Genomic DNA, 18816 nt, shown 5'->3' on the forward strand with positions numbered 1-18816 from the left:
AACATTCTACTTAGTAATACGATTGAATAGTCAGAAAGGTTTCATTTATATTACAATAACATATCAAAAACATTTCAACCAAATATGACAAAATCCGGGAAAAAAGGATAACAAGACGATAGGAGAGAAGGTTAGAAAATTCTGATATAATAGAAATGGTGCTTGATGGAAGAATCTACATAGACGAGAGGGGAAGTTTGAATGGGAACATACAGCACGACTTGGGATTTAGATGTTATTTTTCAAGGAGGTAGCCATTCAGAAGAGTTGAAAGATTATGTTAGGCAGACGGAAAGTCTGATGGATGACTTAGAAGCATCCATTCATACGTTTATGCCTCCAAAAAATACAGACCAAACGGAAGAACTTAATAAGATCGTAGAAGTTGTGCAAGTAGTGATGAAACGATTAAGTGAATTCAGCGCCTTTGTGAGTTGTTTAAATGCACAAGACGTTACTGATAAAAAAGCAAGTATGTGGTTATCGAAAAGAAGTGAACTGGGTGCGCGTCTGGGGAATGCCCTAACCAAAATGGACCAGGTTTTTGTCCAGGTGGATGATGATGTTTGGAAATCCATAATGAATCAAGCCCCTTTCAAAGAGATTTCCTTTGTTTTGAATGAGAGACGTCGTCTTGCTAAGGACAAATTAGAAGTAGGAAAAGAATCTCTCATTAATGACTTGGGCGTGGACGGTTATCATGCGTGGGGGCAGATGTATGATGCTCTTGTTGCGAAGTTATCCATCGAGATGAATGGGGAAGAGTTATCCGTGGGACAAGCATCTAATCAATTGGATAACCCTGAGCGTTCGGTGAGGAAAGAGGCGTTTGATAAACTGCAAGAAACATGGGGAGAGGCTTCAGATCTATTTACAGAGACATTGAATCACTTGTCAGGTTTCAGGCTGCAAACCTATAAACACCGTAATTGGGAGAATGTTTTAAAAGAACCACTCGATTACAATCGAATGAGCAACAAAACACTGGAAGCTATGTGGGAGAGCATTACAGATTATAAAAAGCAATACGTTCCCTATATGAAAAAGAAAGCCGAAATGTTGGGGCTTGAACAATTGAGTTTTTATGATGTAGAAGCTCCAATAGGAGAGGCTGACCAGAAAAAGAGCTTTCAAGAAGGCGCGGAATTCATCATTCAGCAGTTCAGGAAGTTCAGTCCCAAAATGGCGGACTTTGCTGAAATGGCCTTTGAAAAGAATTGGATTGAAGCAGAGGATCGTCCTGGAAAACAACCGGGTGGATTTTGTACAAGCTTCCCGGACAGCGGGGAAACGAGAATTTTCATGACGTACTCTGGTAGTCCGTCCAGTGTAGCAACTCTGGCTCATGAACTTGGTCACGCCTACCATCAGCATGTCATGGATCAGTTACCCGTGATGAATCAGGGGTATGCCATGAATGTTGCTGAAACGGCATCGACATTTGCTGAAATGATTGTTGCAGATGCAGCAGTTAAAGAAGCGGCTACAGAGGCGGAAAAAGTTGTGTTATTGGAGGATAAAGTCCAGCGTAGTGTTGCTTTCTTCATGAACATTCATGCAAGATTCTTGTTTGAAACGCGTTTTTATGAAGAGCGCAAGGAAGGAGTCGTTTCACCGGAAAGGCTGAACGAGTTGATGACAGAGGCTCAACAAGAAGCCTACGTCCAAACGTTAGACGAGTACGATCCGACATTCTGGGCTTCCAAGTTGCATTTCCACATCACGGATGTCCCTTTTTATAACTTCCCATACACCTTTGGTTATCTCTTCAGCATGGGGATCTATGCCAAAGCCCTTGAAGTGGGGCCTGCGTTTGAAGACCAATATATTTCCTTGCTTCAGGATACAGGGAAAATGACGGTAGAGGAGCTTGCAAAGAAACATTTGGATGTAGATTTAGAAAAGAAAGATTTCTGGATGCATGCATTGGAGTTGTGTCTTTCTGACCTAGAGTCATTCATGGATTTGGTTTGATCTTAAGGAGGAGTTTATGATGGCAGAAAAGCTGATTCCGGAAGAAGAAAAAGAGCATCGGGTCTCACAGTTGAACGGTTGGAAACTTACCGATGAAAAGTTCATTGTTAAGCGGTATCGGTTTCAAGAATTTCTCACAGGCGTACAGTTCGTCAATCATGTTGCTGAGTATTCGGAAGATATTCAACATCACCCTTTCATTAGTATCGATTATAAAATGGTTACACTTAAGCTGACCTCTTGGAATGCGAAGGGACTCACCGAACTAGACCTTTCCTGTGCTGAGAGATATGACGAACTTTATGATTCAATCAAATGAAGAAAAGCCGCTCTGTTCAGGAGCGGCTTTTCTTATGTTGAAGGTGATTGGTCTAACGCCTTTACCTGCTCATCTGTAAATAATGGGGAGTCTTTTGCAGGCATGGCCAGGCACTGAATTTCCTCTTCTGTAAAAGGGTGTACCAACGTAAGTCTTGCCGCATGTAGGGCTTGTTTATAATCAATGCTTCCTTTTCCACCGTACATTTCGTCGCCTATGAGAGGGTGTCCGATATGACTGAGATGGACCCGGATTTGGTGGGTTCTTCCGGTTTGTAACTGTAATTTTACGAGGGAAGCATCGTGGATTGAATCGTATGTGAGAACTTCGTAATGAGTTTCGGCATGCTGACCACCCTGAGAGACTCTTCTTCTTACTGGATGATGGCGGTCTTTGCCGATCGGCTGTTCAATTTTTCCACGACGTGGCTTCAACTTTCCGTGTGCCCAGGCCAAATATGTCCGCTTAATTTTCCGTTCCTGCAGCTCTTTTCCCAGCATCGCAATAGCAAGGTCATGTTTGGCGAATAGAATTGCTCCTGAAGTATCACGGTCGAGGCGGTGGACATATTTAGGGGTGGATTCAATCCCATTCATTTGGAAGTAAAAGGCCACTCCATTCACCAGAGTGTCATGTTCGTGTGGTGTATTCGGATGTGTGAACACACCGGCTGGTTTGTTGACGACAAGCATATGGTCATCTTCGTAAACGATATCAATATCCATATAAGTTGGGGTCACTTCAAGTGGTTGCGGTCGGAAAAGCCGGACACGTAAAAGATCGCCACTTTTGACTTTAGCCGTCTTCCAGTGTGGATTTTCATTGTTTAACGACACTTCTCTGTTGGAACGGAAACTATGCATCAATTTCCTTGGCACATTCCATTCTTTCTTCAAAATCTTTTCTATTGTAAGTCCGTCCCATTGATCAGGGATGATGACCTCAAGCCAATCCCCCATACGTTTCGTCTTCATTTCTACACCTAATTTCCTAAAATACTGAATACCTGGTGCATTTATCGCGCATATTGGTACCAGGTACGAACTGCCCTTTATTTTACTCTTTCCTGTACCGTTTACGCAATCACCTTATCATTGTGTACCTGGTACACATGGGAATAGATGGAGGGTCAGGTTTGGAATCAATGAGTGAAACATCGGTTGCAGCTGGTCATGGAAGAAGATGATCTTTGGCTTCCTATGTTAATGATGTGTAAAGCTGGTATCTATGGGAATAGAACTATGTTATAATAGAAGGGTTGAATAATTTGTGATACGAAAGAGGTGTGTGCTTCATGCAACACAGAGATGATATTCGTAATATAGCGATCATCGCGCACGTTGACCACGGAAAAACAACGTTGGTCGACCAAATGCTTCACTATTCCGGAACTTTCCGTGATAACGAGCATGTCGATGAGCGCGCAATGGACTCTAATGATTTGGAAAAAGAACGCGGAATTACGATTCTAGCAAAAAATACCGCCATCAACTACAATGATGCGCGTATAAATATTTTAGATACCCCTGGTCACGCAGACTTTGGTGGGGAAGTTGAACGTATTCTTAAGATGGTTGATGGTGTACTGCTTGTCGTTGATGCTTATGAAGGCTGTATGCCACAAACTCGATTTGTTTTGAAGAAAGCATTGGAACAAAAATTGACACCAGTTGTCGTATTGAATAAAATCGACCGCCCGAATGCCCGCCCGGATGAGGTTGTCGATGAAGTTCTAGACCTGTTTATCGAGCTTGGCGCTGATGATGAGCAGTTGGAATTCCCAGTGGTCTATGCTTCTGCGTTGAACGGTACTTCTGGAGATGAACCAGAAGATCAGCAAGAAACAATGGATCCAATTTTCAAATTGATCATGAACAACATTCCAGCCCCAGTCGATACGAAAGAAAACCCATTGCAATTCCAGGTGACGTTGCTGGATTACAATGATTATCTTGGTCGTATCGGAGTCGGACGTGTCTTCAATGGATCAATTAAAGTTGGACAGCAAGTATCCTTAATGAAGAAAGATGGATCTGTGAAGAACTTCCGTGTTTCCAAGTTGTTCGGTTTCATCGGTTTGAAACGTGTTGAAATTGAAGAAGCAAAAGCAGGAGATATTATCGCCCTAGCTGGATTGGAAGATATTAACGTGGGTGAAACGGTCTGTCTCCCTGAACACCAAAATGCGATGGAAATCCCTCGTATTGACGAACCGACACTACAAATGACATTCCTTGTCAACAACAGTCCATTCGCTGGTCGAGAAGGGAAATATGTAACGTCTCGTCAAATCGAAGAGCGATTGATGACACAGCTTGAGACAGATGTCAGCTTGCGTGTCGATCCTACAGATTCTCCGGATGCCTTTACGGTTTCAGGACGTGGTGAACTTCACCTTTCCATTCTGGTGGAAAACATGCGTCGTGAAGGGTATGAGCTACAACTTTCCAAACCGAAGGTAATCTTGAAAGAAATTGACGGACAGACGTGTGAACCGGTAGAACGCGTTCAAATTGATACACCTGCAGAATACCAAGGTGCGGTTATGGAATCCATTGGTTACCGTAAAGGTGAAATGCAGGACATGGTCAACGATGGAAATGGTCAAGTGCGTCTTGAGTTCCTAGTACCATCTCGTGGTCTAATTGGTTATTCCACAGAGTTTATGACACAAACACGTGGATATGGAATCTTGAACCATACTTTTGATGGCTATGCTCCACTTGTAAAAGGTCAAGTCGGCGGCCGTCGTGAAGGTGTTCTAGTATCCCTTGATAAAGGGAAAGCATCCACTTACGGTATTATGAACCTGGAAGACCGTGGAACAATTTTCGTTGAACCTGGTACAGAAGTGTACGAAGGAATGATCGTTGGGGAGCATAACCGCGAAAACGATCTTACTGTCAACATCACGAAAGAAAAACATCTGACTAATATCCGTTCAGCGAACAAAGATACCACAAATACGATTAAGAAAACTCGCCAAATGACTCTTGAAGAAGCTATTGAGTATCTTGATGATGATGAATATTGCGAAGTAACACCTGAAAATGTTCGTCTTCGTAAGAAGTACTTGAATAAGAACGAACGTGAAAAAATGGCGAAGAAGAAGAAACTTCAAAACACTGAAGTATAATGAAAAAAGAAAGCCCGCGGCATCCATTTGCCGCGGGCTTTCTTTTGTTTTTTACTTCTGGAATCATAGGATTCCTTGAGATGCTGCAGAGTCGAAAAAGCAACATCCATTCAATTTTATCGTTTATTGGACAACTTCGATCGTCTCTACTTGGTGTCCATGGATGTCCTCTGCTGGTTTCTCGTAATGAATGTTGATGGTATAGGACCCGGATTCAGGGAATGTGTAAGTAGCAGTGTACTCTCCAAGTTCCTTTTCTTCAGCATCGATGAACATGTGTTTCTCCATTTGCTCTGAACTTATTTCGAACCGTACAAGCGCTTCAGAAAAAGGTTCTTCCATATGGTTGACATGTGCTGTCAGCATGGATGGTTCTCCCGCTTTAAACGTTTGCTCTGTCATTAAGTGGACCATGAACTTTCCATCTATATCATCATGTTTATGCCCACTAGGTTCTGCTTGCTGTCCAACGGCCACCTCTTTTTGAGGCATTGTATGGAGGTCATCTACCTGAGTATGAGCAATGACCTGATACGTGCCTTCTTTTTCAAAAGTGTAGGGGAGGGTGTAGACACCATCTTTTGTATGTTTGGCTTTCATCGTTTCAGATGCATCCTGTCCATCTTCACTGGCCCATATTTCAAATTTCACATACTCTGCATCCGGGACGGGTTCACCCCCCTGGGTAACCAATGCTTGAATTGTCGTTTCTTTATTCACGGGGAGTGGTTCATGCTCGAATTTCACTTCGACTTCAGGAACTTCAGCCGCCTTGTTCGTTTCCTCCGCTGTTGATGAATCCTGCTCGTTATTGGTCTCTCCACAAGCACTCATCACTAATAACATAATGAGGGTTATAAATACTTTTTTCATAAGGCATCTCCTTTTTCTGTGTATTGGAGTCTTTCATAGTCGACACCTATAATTAGAATATCATCTAAAGCTTTGACAATCTTGCCTGATTTTAGACTATCCTGTGACAATCCCTGCGGATGATAAAAAAATAGAGGGGAGCTTATTAAAGCTTCCCTCTATTCGACAACGTCGTTTTTCCAATCATACGTATAAAAGCGTTCGTCCGTTACCCATTTTAACGCTTCCGGATCATTGACTTTAATGCCTTCTTCAAGCATCTCAAGCATTCTTGCGGTTTGAGAAATATGGGCGCGCATGGCTGCCAATTTTTCATTTTGAACAGAGCGGATGTCATTGATGACATCCGGTTGGCCGAGCTTTTCTTCTGTATCATTGGCAAAAGCTACCGCGTGAAATTTCGGGCGGTCTTTTTCATCTATTTCCCTTAAAGCCCGCACAACGGCGCGTGCCGTTGCTTCATGGTCAGGGTGGACGGCAAATCCAGGATAAAAGCTAATGACTAAAGATGGTTGCAGTTCATCAACTAACTGACGGACCATTTCCTTCATTTCACCATCATCTTCAAATTCAAGCGTTTTATCCCTCAGCCCCATCATACGAAGGTCTTCAATGCCCATCTCTTCCGTAGCTTTAATCAATTCCTTCCTTCTGATTTCAGGCAGGGATTCTCTTGTCGCGAAGGTCGGTTTTCCGAGATTGCGTCCCATCTCTCCTAGCGTTAAGCAGGCATAGGTAAGTGGGGTTCCTTGTTTTATATAAGATGTAATTGTCCCCGAAACTCCGAAAGCTTCATCATCGGGATGCGGGAAAATAACGAGTACATGTTTTTCTTGTTCGATCATTTTCTTTCACTCCTTCAAGAGGATCACTAACCTTCATTATTGCTTAAATCAGAAAAAATGAAAAGTCATTTGTTTATAAGCTTGCTACGATCACCCTATAATCATTCACCAATCGCTCCCTATTCTTGAAGACTCAGTTTCGAGATAACCGGGGTTCGTTTGCCGTGTTGGGCGTCAGGGGTGGTTGGGAAGCAACTCGCTTTCCTGCGGGGATGACGGCAAGCCTCCTCGGACTTCGTCCTGTGGGGTCTCGCCAGCCAATCCATTCCCGCGGGAGTCTCGCAGCTTCCCAACCACCCCTTTCATAGTAAGGAGAAACGAACCCCTATACCTAGAGGGAGTGTCTCCCACTTCCATTCCTCAGGCAGGAATAAAGTGCTCTGCATCAAGTTTATAAATTTTGAATGTCTGCTGTGGAGAGGTTATATGATTCATCCTCAGTCATTCAAGCTGATTTGTTCCAGAAGTGATTTCTAGAAGCTTCCATGGCAAAGGGGAATGGCGAGACTCCTAACTTAAGTGTGGAGGTGCTTTGGTCAGCGGCGTATGGACTGGACTGAGCTGGCGGAGATAAAGGAAACACACGAAGAACGTAGTGATTCGATGTTGACATATCGTACAGAAGCGAGGGAAGTCTCACTAGCCGCTAGGCGCTGGAAACGGATATCTAAGAGGAAAAAAGTGCATGGTGAGACCCCACAGGACGCAGTCCGAGAAGCGTCACCGCGCTCCCGCGGAAAGCGAGTCATTCCCCGCAGCCCCTACCCACAGCACAGAAGTCTCGAAATCAAGTCTTACAGAATCCTGCCATATACTTTAATAACAAGTATATGGCGTGAGGTGGGTACCGGAAGATGGGGAAGCTTTTGAGTTTAAAGAAGATAATGAGAATGCCTTAGGAATTATGAAACGATCATTGGCTGCCAGAACAGATTCAATGGATATCCATCTTTTGAATAACATTTTCAGTAGTTGACAGTACGGAATAGCTGTCATATAGTAAAGGGGACACAGGTGATGGTTTCACGAATGTAACTTTCAACCGTGAAGGAGAAATGATTTATGAGTGTGGTTGTTCTTAACTAATCCATGAACTGGATACGTCCTGAAAAAAGCGTGCGAAAGCAGGCTTGGTTTGCTATACCATTTTTCAGGAACAGTTAAGAACAAGCATAAGCATAGCCGGATAAAACGATCCTAAAAGCTATGACTGGCTTATTCAGTCATAGCTTTTTTTCGTACATTCGTGGAACGACATTCTTTATGAGTCCCTACGGAGTCCGCAGCGAGCTATCTTCAGCTTGTTGCGGACTTTTTTATTTTTGATCAGCACCTGTGAATCAGAGGAGGAAAAACATTGAATCAACAAACATTCGAAAGTCTAGGATTAAACAGTATTTTAACAAGGGTCAGTGAATTTGCTCATACTGATCGAGGAAAGGAAACGTTACTCCACCTGCACCCATCCAATGACCAAAAGAGATTGGAACGAATGCATGAGGAAGTGAAAGAAGCTAGAGCGATAATCGATAGTCACAGTCATGTGCCCATTCATACCCTCGGTGACATTCAGGTCATGATTGATCAAGGGAATAAAGGAGTCTATATGCGACCACAGCAATTTGGTTCACTGGTTTCTTTTTTGGAGCATTGCACAAAATTGAAGAGGTTTATGAAGGATAAACATATTCTAGCCCCTACCATCTCTGTTTATGTCGATTCCATTGCAGATTTATCTCGGTTGGAAGAGGAGATTCATGGGACAATACGCCATGGTCAAGTGGATGAGTCTGCTTCGAAAGAGTTAGGGAAGCTGCGAAGAAAAATAGACAAATCACTCAGTGATATGAAAACAAGGATGGAAAGTTCAGCGAAAAAGTATAGTTCCTTCCTTCAAGAGGCACGGCCGGTGGATAAAGGTGGGCGATGGACCCTTCCTGTAAAAAGAGAGAACCGATCTAAAGTAAAGGGAGTCATCCTCGACCAATCTTCTTCTGGAGCGACGTTATTTGTAGAACCGGGTGAAGTGACGTCCCTTCAAGAGCAAGTCCAGCTTTTGAGAATGCAGGAAGAGCAGGAAGTGGAACGTCTTCTCTACTCGTTGACGGCCTCTGTTTTGGAAAAAGAATATGAATTGAATATCGCTATGGAAACGATGCATCAGTATGATGTACTTTTTGCAAAAGCGAAATACAGCAAATTGATCGATGGTCATTCCCCATCCTTTTCTCAAGGAGAAATTGACGTCAAGGAAGGGCGCCATCCTCTATTGGGAGAAAAAGCCGTCCCGCTCAACCTTCATATGGGTATAGATGATCAAGCCCTCCTTATTACTGGACCGAATACAGGTGGGAAGACGGTAACGCTGAAAACGATAGGCTTGTTTTGTTTAATGGCTCAAAGCGGTCTGCCGATATCTGCACAACCTGGGACCAGGTTACCTCTCTTTCAACATATTTTTGTTGATATTGGCGACGGGCAAAGCATTGAGGAGAATTTGAGCACATTCAGTTCAAGGCTCACAAACTTGATTCATATTTTGCAACAAGCCAATGACCATTCTTTGCTTCTCCTTGATGAAATCGGTTCTGGAACAGATCCTGGTGAGGGAATGGGATTAGCGACTGCGATTTTGGATCAACTTGCCAACAAAGGCTCGACCATTTTGGCAACCACTCATTATAGTGAAATGAAAACCTATGCCATGGAGAAAGAAGGATTTATCAATGGAGCCATGACCTTCGATTTGGAAACTCTTAAGCCTACGTACCAGCTGCAAATAGGAACAGCTGGAAAAAGTCAGGCCTTTGATATCGCCTATAAATTAGGGCTGCATCCAGATATATTGAATCATGCTTATGAGATCACATATAAGCAAAAAGCGAGCTTTACGCAAGAGGAGAAACTTTTGAAAAATCCATCCTATGCCAAGCAAATAGCGATCAATAGGTATAGACAAAAACGCAAAACTCAGAAGAAGGAGAAAGCAGGTTTGCAAATGGGGGATAATGTTTGGATTCCTGCAGAGGAAGAAATGGGTATTGTCTATAAAGGTCCTGATGCTCTTGGGAATTATGTCGTTCAAGTCAAAGGGGAAAAGAAAGAATACAATCATAAGCGCTTGAAACTCCATATTTCAGCCGAAGAACTATACCCCGATGATTATGATTTCGATATTATCTTTAAATCCAAGGAATATCGGAAAATCAAAAAAGTGATGGATCGAAAACATGTCGATGGCTTAACTTTAGAAGACGAAGAATGAGTGTTCACGTAAAGAGAGGGTTTGGATTTCTATTGCTGCAGAGAAACGTGTTATTCTGATACAAACAGCTGAAAGAGGTGAAGGGTGTGAAGAAGCAGACGAAATGGATGATCACGATAGTCGTATTTTCATTACTTGCTGTTTTTGCCTTCCCGGAAGCTTATGCTTATTTAACCAAACGAAATTATGATAGTGAAGTTGTCACAGCAAATGAGATTCCAGACAAATACCAAGTGGCGACGCTCGCGGGAGGGTGCTTTTGGTGTATGGAGCCGCCCTTTGAAAAACTGAAGGGCGTTCATAGTGTCGTATCCGGTTATACGGGAGGAGGAACAGCAAACCCTTCTTACAATGAAGTTTCTTCAGGAGGCACGGACCATATCGAGTCTGTCCAAGTCTATTACAATGAAGACGTGATTTCCTATGAACAAATTCTTGATGTCTTCTGGAGACAAATCAACCCGACCGATGACGAAGGGCAGTTTGTGGACCGAGGCTACCAATATACGACCGCCATTTTCTACCACACTCCTGAACAGCGGGAAATGGCTGAACAATCGAAACAGGAGCTTCAAAATTCTGATCGCTTTCAGGAGGAGATCGTCACACCGATTCGAGAAGCGAAAGAGTTTTACAAGGCTGAGGAGTACCACCAGGATTATTACAAGAAGAACAAACTAAGATACGATTTCTATCGTGGAAACTCGGGGCGCGATCAATATTTAGAAGAAAAATGGGGAGAAGACTTAGAATTGAACCTTCCTAAGAAATAAATGTTCATTAAATCCTACTGCCTATTTCACATAAGCTCCCTTTAGCGGAAGACTCAGTTTCGAGACTTTTGTTGAGTGAGTGGGGCTGCGGGGAATAGCTCGCTTTCCGCGGGAGCGCGGTGAGCCTCCTCGGACTTCGTCCTGTGGGGTCTCACCCTGCACTTTTTTCCCGCAGGAGTCTCGCCATTCCCCTCCGCCCCTTAAACAAAGGAGTATCTCGAAACTATTTCCAGAATTAGGTGCGTTCTATACGTATGTTGTAACAGAAAGCCTCCATCGAATGGATAGAGCTCATGATCGCTTGTTATAGAGCGCTTTTTACAATAGGTAGTGATGGTGGAAGATGCTCCTTCCTGGTATAGGGGGTCGTTTCTCACAATATCGAATGGGGTGGTTGGGAAGCTGCGAGACTCCCGCGGGAATGGATTGGCTGGGGAGACCCCGCAGTGCGAAGCACGAGGAGGCTTGCCGTCATCCCCGCAGGAAAGCGAGTGGCTTCCCAACCACCCCTGACGCTCAACTCAGCAACGAACCCCGAACCATCTCGAACCTGAGTCTTACAGAATCCTGCCATTTAGTTGAATAATTTTCTTAAGGTAAAACAAAACCCCTTCGCTTTTGCGAAGGGGTTTTAATCAAGGACGATCATCAATAACTCTCTGTTTCTTTAGGAATGGAAGGATTCGCATCCGTATCCATACTTGTGTAGCCAACATAACTGAAACCGATGACAATGATCATTAGAATGGCAAGTAGTACTCTTCTCATTACATTTCCTCCATCACTACAAACGACATAAAAACGAAAGTTCTGTCGAATATTGTAGATTGTTGCTTCTTCTATTGTAAGCATTCAAAATAAAGATTACAAGTCTATGAACAGTCTATGAAACCATTTTTAACCCTATGACACCGGCTACGATACAAGAAATGAATAATAGTCGCTTTCGATTTGCTTTTTCTTTAAAGAAAAAGATCCCCAACAATACGGTACCTGCCGATCCGATTCCTGTCCATATACCATAAGCGGTTCCAATAGGAAGATCTTTTAAGGATAAAGAAAGGAAATAGAAGCTCGCTGCACCTGCAACCATAGCCATGAATGCAGGTTTTCGTTTTTGGAAGCCTTCGGATAGCTTCAAGAAGAACATAGCCGTCATTTCACCTACTCCAGCCATCATTAAAAATACCCACGCCATTCTTATCCCTCCTGCTGTCCCTGTTCTGTCGTTGTCTCAGACATTTTTAAGCCAATGATTCCTGTAATTAGAAGAACAATAAAAAAGACTTTCCCAGCTCCGCCTTCGTCGCCAAGAAAGAACATTCCAATTAAAGCTGTACCAGCTGCACCAATTCCGGTGAATATAGCATAACCTGTTCCAATATCAATCACTTTTAGAGCTTTGGTGAAAAAAGTAAAACTGATAACGATACAAATGATGGTGATGGTTGAAAAGAGAGGATCGGTGAACCCCTTAGACAATTTCAACCCGACGGCCCAGCCGATTTCAAAAAAAGCACCGAAGAATAGATACATCCATGCCATCGTTCATACCTCCCTATTGCTCCGGGTTTTGAATTCCAAGCCAGAAAATTTGCCAGCTTGCTTCTTGTCTTTTTTCAAAAACATCCCGGTCATAAAAGTTTTCTTCCAGAAACAAACCGTCAATCAACGTATAAAAAGCAGAAGTTAGCGTATTTGTAGAAAGAGGGCGAATGATTTCTTTTTCTATCCCACGTTCAAATACCGGACGGATAATCTCAGTCATACAGTCTTCCACAATTAAGAAAACCTTCTTAATTTCATCCGCGAACTCTTCGGGTGGAAAGAAAGTGACACGCTTGAAAAACAGGCCTTCTGTTGAATGTGCCATATGATTGAGATACACACGATAGATATCATGTAGATGATCAGCTACTGAATCTTGTTGAATGGAGGCTGCTTGTTTTATCAAATGACTCTTTTCTCTTTCTCCCACGTCATAAAGAACATGCAGAAAGATATCATCTTTATTTTCAAAATGGTTATAGAGTGAAGGTTTTTTTATCCCAACAGCATCCGCTATATTGGCAAGGGTTGTATTTTCGTAACCATAATTGGCAAAGAGCTTAAGGCTCTCTTCCATAATTGTTTCTTTTGTCATTCTGTTTCTCCTTTTACTAACTAACGTTTGTTAGTCTAATCTTACCACATCAGTTGTAAGGTGTCCAGAATTCTAATTTCGACATGTTTAGTCATGAGTAAGTAAGGGAAAGCTTTGTAATAAGAGGACTTATACCATAATAGGAAATGGTAAGAACAAAGGCATTCATAGTATCACAAGGTGCCTGAAACTAAAACAGAAGGGGATTGAATCGGTGAACCAATACAAACTGGATCGATACGAAGGGGCTTATGCGATTTTGGTCGAAGAATCCGAATTTAATAATGAACTTTCTGTACTAAGAGAAAGGCTTAGCTTTGTGAAAGTAGGAGATTACCTAGAAATAGAGTTTGATTCCATTGGCAACCTAAAGCATGTAGCAGTTCTGTCTAAAAGTGACAAACTGGAAAAAGCTTAAGAAGAAGTGCGTCAGCGGCTCAGTCATTGAACCGTTGACGCACTTCTTCTTTTTTTAAAAAAATTTTATCCATATTGCAACGCTCAGTTTCAAGATGTTTGGTACCCCTTATGCTTGAAACGGTGTGCAGGTATGATTCTGAAAGGCCCTGCTGGGTTTGCCTTCCTCTCCTTTTATCTAGTGAAACAACGGAGACGTCCGTATGCCTCATGTGCTATAATACAAACAAATGTTCTTGAAAGGTGATCAATATGGAAGAACTACTGGACGGGCTTAATCCATCACAGCAAGAAGCTGTCGTATCTACAGAAGGTTATGTTCGTGTCATTGCTGGTGCAGGTTCCGGAAAAACCCGAGCCTTGACTCACCGGTATGCATTTATCGTGAATGAACTGGGGATCGACCCTGCAAATATTCTATCTGTAACTTTTACGAACAAAGCTGCTCATGAAATGAGACGACGCGTTAAGAAATTGATCGGGGGAGAGCAGGATACAGGGTTTATTACGACATACCACGGGTTTTGTGTCCGGGTTTTACGTGAAGATATCCACCGATTATTTTATCCAAAGAATTTTGTCATTTTAGACGTAGAAGATCAGAAAATTCTTCTGAGGGAGATTTTTGAGGACCGAGGATTAAAACTGAATGATAAAACGTTTAAAAGGATTCTTGATAAAATTGGAATTCTGAAAGGAAACACACATTATGTACAACAGATGATTTTACGTGGAGAAATGCCTTCCGTAGAAGATTCGGGCGATCTCGACAGTCAAATTATTCAACAATACCTTAAAAAGCAAAAGCGTGTATACGGGTTGGATTTCGATGATTTACTCAACTTTGTCTTCACACTTTTCGAGCAGAATAAAGAGGTGCTTGAAAAGTGGCAAAATCGACTTTTCTACATACAGGTCGATGAATTCCAGGATAGCAGCATCAAACAATTCGAGCTTGTGAAGATGCTCGCTGAGAAACAGGAGAATCTATTTGTAGTTGGTGATCCTGATCAAACCATATATGAATGGCGGGGAGCAGATCCTAAATATATGGTTGACTTTGAAGGTTATTTTCCTGAGGCTCAGACCATATTTTTGAAGGAAAATTACCGTTCCACACCGGAAATTCTCTCTTTAGGAAATGCCTTGATCCGAAACAACTATTTCCGGGTGGATAAAGACATGCTTCCTGTCAATCCACCTGGAGTGAAAGTGGTTCATTATCACGGCAAGGATGAGATCCAGGAAGCTAAATGGATCGTGGACAGGATTAAACAGCTCGTAGAAAAAAAGAAAGCAAACTTGAGTGAAATCGCGATTTTGTATCGAGCGAATTATTTATCCCGTTTTGTAGAACAAGAATTGATTGCTGAAAATATAGAGTATAAGATTTTCGGAGGATTCAAGTTCTTTGATCGTCTTGAGATTAAGGATGCCCTTGCTCACTTGAGGATGATTGCTTTTCAGGATGACTTGTCTTTCAGTCGCATTATAAATGTCCCTAAGCGGCAAATTGGGAAGAAGCGGATGAGTTTTCTCAGGGGAAAAGCGGAGGCAGAGGGGCTCTCTCTCTATGAAACGCTGAAAAAATACGCGGACCATGAACAGCTGAGACGCACAGGTGCAAACAATTTCATTGAAGCGATTGAGTACTTAAGGGGAATCCGAAGCAAAAGAAAAGTTTCGGAACTGCTCCAAGAAGCCATGCAAGTGACAGGGTACGAAGCTTACCGGAGGGAAGATGGGGACCAGGAGAGATTGGATAATATGGCAGAGCTCCTTCATTCCGTTGTCCAGTATGAGCAAACGCTTGGTGAAGATATTGATTTGGACGAGTACTTACAAATGATTGCCCTTTACACGGACGATGACAGAGCCGATCAGGTGGATTCGATTAAACTCATGACGATTCATACAGCCAAAGGGCTTGAGTATCCTTATGTATTTGTTATAGGGATGTCGGAAAGTGTCCTCCCTAATGTCCGTGCAATTAGGCAACGGAAAGAAAGAGGGCTCGAAGAGGAGCGCAGGCTTGCCTATGTAGCAGTAACAAGGGCGGAACAGGAACTTTATTTGACTGAGTCTGAGGGCTTTCAAAACGGTGGGCAAAAGAAATATCCTTCCCGTTTTATATTTGAAGTAGAAGATGGTTTGTATGATCGTATTGGAGAATTGGATGAATCTCTCATTGAAGAAGCTAAGGAATATATCCGGGCCTCACATCGAATGGAGAGTGAACCCTCCGGGGAATACTTTAACAAGGGCACTCGTGTGAAGCATCCCGTTTTTGGTGAAGGTTCCATTGAGGAAGTCGATGACAAGAAAAACAATTACCTGGTCTTTTTTGACCGGCTCAAGGCACCGAGACCGATTAGTCGGAACTTTAAAAAACTAGAAAAAATATAAGCAATCCAAAAGAGCCGTCACAGGATAAGTGACGGCTCTTCTTTGGAAATCCTAGATGTCATAGACACCGAATATTATATAGCGTTTGCAACATTCATTGCTTTTTCTGCACGTTCCTCTTCAGGGCCATAGTACTTCAGTTGATAAATGACATCGAGATCTCCATCATACCATTCAACGAAAATATGGTCTTCCTTTTCCTGGACACCTGCTAACGCCCCTGAGTTCAAAGGGACCTGCAATTCTGATTCTTGAAGAATGTTCCCAGGCTCAAACAGGGTGTTCACCGCGGCTTTTTCTGAACCATCGGATAGGTAAAGGACCTCAACTCTTTCGTCTTCTACGTTTGACTCAACATGAGTAACTTCAAATGGCGCATCTTCAGGAAGACCAAGCTTCTCCTTTTTCTCATCCGATAAAGATTCCAGAGGTTGAGCGAATGTTTCCGGGTAAGCCGTTTTCAAATCTTCAAACGATAAATTTTGTGAAGAACAAGCGGCGAGAAAGATCAATGTTGCGAACAGTAGCACTCTTTTCCACATCATTTCCACTCCTTGAACATTAAAGAAAAACTTCCGTTAACATTTTATCATAATTTCTTCTATCTGATTCTTTAGAATTCTAATTTGATTTTTATCCTATGGAGATTTCAACGCACTATTGACAATACATGTGTATATACTTTGGTGGTTTTAATAAAAAAAAGTTGGGTTTTCTTATTTAAACTGAAACATTTTAGGGTATCAAACGTAATAATAAATAGATAAAAAGAAATCATAGACTGGGTGACGGCTCAAAGGGGAAAATCTTAATCATGGTGAAAGGTAGGATAACATGGAAGCCATTCAAATTCGTACGTTTCTTGAGAAAGATTTTGACGCTGTCCAGCAATTGAATGAAAAAGAAGGATGGAGGACCCTTGTAGAACGCGGGGAGGAAACATTATGCTCCTGGTTGAACTCTGAACCTGCATTGGTTGCGGTGGTTGATGGAGAAGTCGTCGGTTTTCTCCGCGGGCTGACAGATGGGGCGACGACTTTGTACGTGTGCGAGCTGCTTGTAAAAGAATGTTTTAGAAAGCAGGGCATTGCGAGTGAATTAATGAGAACCGCCCATGAATGCTATCCAGGTACACGTGTAGAAATGTTAGCTTCCCAAGAGTCTGAAGGGTACTACTCCAACCAGGGTTACCGTTCCTTTTATGGATTTAGAAAAACAGCTGAAGAAATGTAAAAAAACAACTGACCCGTCTATACCGGGTCAGTTGTTTTCTTTTATATATTCGGCTTCTTCTTCGGGACTGAGCAGGCGCTTGGCTTTTCCGATGGTACCGCGTTGTAACTCCCAAATGGTATTATGATCCGCTACAGCATTGGAAAAATCATCATCGGCCCATTTCATCAAGATTTGTTTATAAACATGCTTGTGTTGTAAATCATTGGTTTCCAAGTGTTCGAGGAGCCAGGCAATACGAAGGGGGTGAATCTCAAAAAATGTCCATTTTTCATCCGCTTTCACTTTTTGGTGTGCCATGCCATGAATGTATTCCTGGTATTCCTTGTCTGTCAACTCCGGACCTGAAACCTCTCCTCCAAAAGGGTTTTTCCCATCTTTCTCATAGGCACTCAGTTCTTCTGCATTCACTGTCCCTGTGACACCCTGTACTGTGGTTGCCCCTTGGGTTTGTACATATAAATAAGCTCCTGTGACGGCACCGATACATAGACAGAACGAAAACCATACGATTAACCTCTTCATGTACAGCCCCCTTAAAAGTGTTTACCAGTAATTTTAATTATATAGGAAGGGGCGAAGGAGCAAAAGAGAATGGTCATAAATAAACTTGTATGACCTCTCCTTAGCTATCGACATAATGAGCTATTTTCGCTGCAAATGAGCGTGGGACGAACTTGGAAGCATAGGACATTCCTTGGTTCATCACGCCCGGAATAACGACACGTTTTCCTTTCACAAAGCCGAGGAACCCTGACTTCGCTACCGCTTCAGGAGACATTGTACTGTTGACGAGTTTTGTATGCTCTGCTTGCGCAGTTTTGAAGAAGTTGGTAGCTGTTGCGCCCGGGCATAGGGTTGTAATGGTCACACTTGTATCTTTCAGTTCCTCCACAAGCGCTTCTGAAAGGGAGAGAACATAGGCTTTTGAAGCATAATACACAGCCATTTTTGGACCGGGCTGGAAGGCTGCGGTACTCGCTACATTTAACACGCCTTTAGGAATGGAACGGAAGCGTGCTGCCTTAATTTCAGGGAGGAACAGGTGGGTAAGTTCCGTGAGGGCATTGACGTTTACCTGCAGCATTTTCTGTTGGTCGAGGAGCGAAAGGTCTTCGAAATTTCCGTTCAACCCAAAACCAGCATTATTGACAAGTACAGTCACATTCAGGCCCAATTCTTTTACCTTACTATAAACTACTTCAGATGCTCCTGGTTCGGATAAATCCTGAGGAATGATCGTAATAGGGTGACCATCCAGTTCTACCTTTAATTGATGAAGCTTGTCCTCGGATCGTGCAACAACGATTAAGTGGTAGCCAGACTTAGCGAATAGACGGGCAAGTTCGTATCCGATACCACCAGAGGCTCCTGTGATTAATGCAGTTGGCTTCATGAAAATCTCTCCTTTAATAACTTCATATGCAATCGA

General features: G+C 42.7%; 17 protein-coding genes. 8 read left to right on the forward strand and 9 right to left on the reverse strand.

The features are described from left to right. Positions 1-201: 201 nt before the first annotated feature. Both ACXACN_RS19240 and ACXACN_RS19245 read left to right on the forward strand, forming a co-directional pair. The gene (locus tag ACXACN_RS19240; RefSeq protein ID WP_474966645.1) at positions 202-1974 is read left to right on the forward strand and encodes a M3 family oligoendopeptidase; all 1773 of its coding nucleotides are present in this window, start codon (positions 202-204) and stop codon (positions 1972-1974) included. A 19-nt stretch (positions 1975-1993) separates the two neighbouring features. Continuing rightward, entirely contained in the window at positions 1994-2293 is a 300-nt protein-coding gene (locus tag ACXACN_RS19245) for a 4a-hydroxytetrahydrobiopterin dehydratase (protein WP_474966646.1), read from the forward strand. Between the two features lie 32 nt (positions 2294-2325). Here the strand turns inward: ACXACN_RS19245 and ACXACN_RS19250 are convergent, their stop codons facing one another. Next, positions 2326-3267: an RluA family pseudouridine synthase gene (locus tag ACXACN_RS19250; protein WP_474966647.1), complete on the reverse strand. Its 942-nt coding sequence runs from the start codon at positions 3265-3267 to the stop codon at positions 2326-2328. A gap of 320 nt (positions 3268-3587) precedes the next feature. Between ACXACN_RS19250 and typA the strand changes: the two genes are divergently transcribed. Continuing rightward, complete coding sequence (gene typA / locus ACXACN_RS19255; protein ID WP_474966649.1) at positions 3588-5429, forward strand: translational GTPase TypA; 1842 nt, start codon at positions 3588-3590, stop codon at positions 5427-5429. A gap of 123 nt (positions 5430-5552) precedes the next feature. Here the strand turns inward: typA and ACXACN_RS19260 are convergent, their stop codons facing one another. Continuing rightward, a complete protein-coding gene (locus tag ACXACN_RS19260; protein WP_474966650.1) occupies positions 5553-6302 on the reverse strand; it encodes a FixH family protein in 750 nt (249 codons plus the stop codon). A gap of 158 nt (positions 6303-6460) precedes the next feature. Beyond that, positions 6461-7147 (reverse strand): bacillithiol biosynthesis deacetylase BshB2, encoded by a 687-nt coding sequence (bshB2, locus tag ACXACN_RS19265; RefSeq protein ID WP_474966652.1) that lies wholly within the window; start codon positions 7145-7147, stop codon positions 6461-6463. Positions 7148-8504: 1357 nt separating this feature from the next. Between bshB2 and ACXACN_RS19270 the strand changes: the two genes are divergently transcribed. Both ACXACN_RS19270 and msrA read left to right on the forward strand, forming a co-directional pair. Next, positions 8505-10412: an endonuclease MutS2 gene (locus tag ACXACN_RS19270; RefSeq protein ID WP_474966653.1), complete on the forward strand. Its 1908-nt coding sequence runs from the start codon at positions 8505-8507 to the stop codon at positions 10410-10412. Between the two features lie 86 nt (positions 10413-10498). Beyond that, a complete protein-coding gene (gene msrA, locus ACXACN_RS19275; RefSeq protein WP_474966655.1) occupies positions 10499-11185 on the forward strand; it encodes a peptide-methionine (S)-S-oxide reductase MsrA in 687 nt (228 codons plus the stop codon). Positions 11186-12068: 883 nt separating this feature from the next. Here the strand turns inward: msrA and ACXACN_RS19280 are convergent. The 3 genes from ACXACN_RS19280 to ACXACN_RS19290 are packed head-to-tail and all read right to left on the reverse strand — an operon-like array spanning position 12069 to position 13328. Next, positions 12069-12383 (reverse strand): DMT family transporter, encoded by a 315-nt coding sequence (locus ACXACN_RS19280; protein WP_474966656.1) that lies wholly within the window; start codon positions 12381-12383, stop codon positions 12069-12071. Between the two features lie 2 nt (positions 12384-12385). After that, on the reverse strand, positions 12386-12730 hold the full coding sequence (locus ACXACN_RS19285) for a DMT family transporter (protein ID WP_474966657.1): 345 nt from the start codon (positions 12728-12730) through the stop codon (positions 12386-12388). Between the two features lie 13 nt (positions 12731-12743). Further along, positions 12744-13328 (reverse strand): TetR/AcrR family transcriptional regulator, encoded by a 585-nt coding sequence (locus ACXACN_RS19290; protein ID WP_474966659.1) that lies wholly within the window; start codon positions 13326-13328, stop codon positions 12744-12746. 214 nt (positions 13329-13542) lie between these two features. On the opposite strand from ACXACN_RS19290, the gene ACXACN_RS19295 reads away from it, so the two are divergent. Both ACXACN_RS19295 and ACXACN_RS19300 read left to right on the forward strand, forming a co-directional pair. Next, the gene (locus ACXACN_RS19295; RefSeq protein ID WP_474966660.1) at positions 13543-13746 is read left to right on the forward strand and encodes a hypothetical protein; all 204 of its coding nucleotides are present in this window, start codon (positions 13543-13545) and stop codon (positions 13744-13746) included. Between the two features lie 251 nt (positions 13747-13997). Further along, positions 13998-16151, forward strand: coding sequence for an ATP-dependent helicase (locus ACXACN_RS19300; protein WP_474966661.1), 2154 nt, complete (start codon positions 13998-14000; stop codon positions 16149-16151). A 74-nt stretch (positions 16152-16225) separates the two neighbouring features. Here ACXACN_RS19300 and ACXACN_RS19305 read toward each other — a convergent pair whose 3' ends face one another. Next, the gene (locus ACXACN_RS19305; protein WP_474966662.1) at positions 16226-16693 is read right to left on the reverse strand and encodes a hypothetical protein; all 468 of its coding nucleotides are present in this window, start codon (positions 16691-16693) and stop codon (positions 16226-16228) included. Between the two features lie 292 nt (positions 16694-16985). Between ACXACN_RS19305 and ACXACN_RS19310 the strand changes: the two genes are divergently transcribed. Further along, a complete protein-coding gene (locus ACXACN_RS19310; RefSeq protein ID WP_474966664.1) occupies positions 16986-17384 on the forward strand; it encodes a GNAT family N-acetyltransferase in 399 nt (132 codons plus the stop codon). 27 nt (positions 17385-17411) lie between these two features. On the opposite strand, the gene ACXACN_RS19315 is transcribed toward ACXACN_RS19310, so the two are convergent. Then, on the reverse strand, positions 17412-17909 hold the full coding sequence (locus ACXACN_RS19315; RefSeq protein ID WP_474966666.1) for a DUF6241 domain-containing protein: 498 nt from the start codon (positions 17907-17909) through the stop codon (positions 17412-17414). A 100-nt stretch (positions 17910-18009) separates the two neighbouring features. Further along, positions 18010-18780, reverse strand: coding sequence for an SDR family NAD(P)-dependent oxidoreductase (locus tag ACXACN_RS19320; protein ID WP_474966668.1), 771 nt, complete (start codon positions 18778-18780; stop codon positions 18010-18012). Positions 18781-18816: the final 36 nt, after the last annotated feature.

Source organism: Halobacillus sp. AWM4_238 (genome assembly GCF_056158265.1).

Excerpts from the sequence above, each read along its gene's own strand:
- ACXACN_RS19240 (WP_474966645.1), top strand. The coding sequence starts at position 202 with ATGGGAACATACAGCACGACTTGGGATTTAGATGTTATTTTTCAAGGA.
- ACXACN_RS19245 (WP_474966646.1), top strand. The coding sequence starts at position 1,994 with ATGGCAGAAAAGCTGATTCCGGAAGAAGAAAAAGAGCATCGGGTCTCA.
- ACXACN_RS19250 (WP_474966647.1), bottom strand. The coding sequence starts at position 3,267 with ATGAAGACGAAACGTATGGGGGATTGGCTTGAGGTCATCATCCCTGAT.
- typA (WP_474966649.1), top strand. The coding sequence starts at position 3,588 with ATGCAACACAGAGATGATATTCGTAATATAGCGATCATCGCGCACGTT.
- ACXACN_RS19260 (WP_474966650.1), bottom strand. The coding sequence starts at position 6,302 with ATGAAAAAAGTATTTATAACCCTCATTATGTTATTAGTGATGAGTGCT.
- bshB2 (WP_474966652.1), bottom strand. The coding sequence starts at position 7,147 with ATGATCGAACAAGAAAAACATGTACTCGTTATTTTCCCGCATCCCGAT.
- ACXACN_RS19280 (WP_474966656.1), bottom strand. The coding sequence starts at position 12,383 with ATGGCGTGGGTATTTTTAATGATGGCTGGAGTAGGTGAAATGACGGCT.
- ACXACN_RS19285 (WP_474966657.1), bottom strand. The coding sequence starts at position 12,730 with ATGGCATGGATGTATCTATTCTTCGGTGCTTTTTTTGAAATCGGCTGG.
- ACXACN_RS19290 (WP_474966659.1), bottom strand. The coding sequence starts at position 13,328 with ATGACAAAAGAAACAATTATGGAAGAGAGCCTTAAGCTCTTTGCCAAT.
- ACXACN_RS19300 (WP_474966661.1), top strand. The coding sequence starts at position 13,998 with ATGGAAGAACTACTGGACGGGCTTAATCCATCACAGCAAGAAGCTGTC.
- ACXACN_RS19305 (WP_474966662.1), bottom strand. The coding sequence starts at position 16,693 with ATGTGGAAAAGAGTGCTACTGTTCGCAACATTGATCTTTCTCGCCGCT.
- ACXACN_RS19310 (WP_474966664.1), top strand. The coding sequence starts at position 16,986 with ATGGAAGCCATTCAAATTCGTACGTTTCTTGAGAAAGATTTTGACGCT.
- ACXACN_RS19315 (WP_474966666.1), bottom strand. The coding sequence starts at position 17,909 with ATGAAGAGGTTAATCGTATGGTTTTCGTTCTGTCTATGTATCGGTGCC.
- ACXACN_RS19320 (WP_474966668.1), bottom strand. The coding sequence starts at position 18,780 with ATGAAGCCAACTGCATTAATCACAGGAGCCTCTGGTGGTATCGGATAC.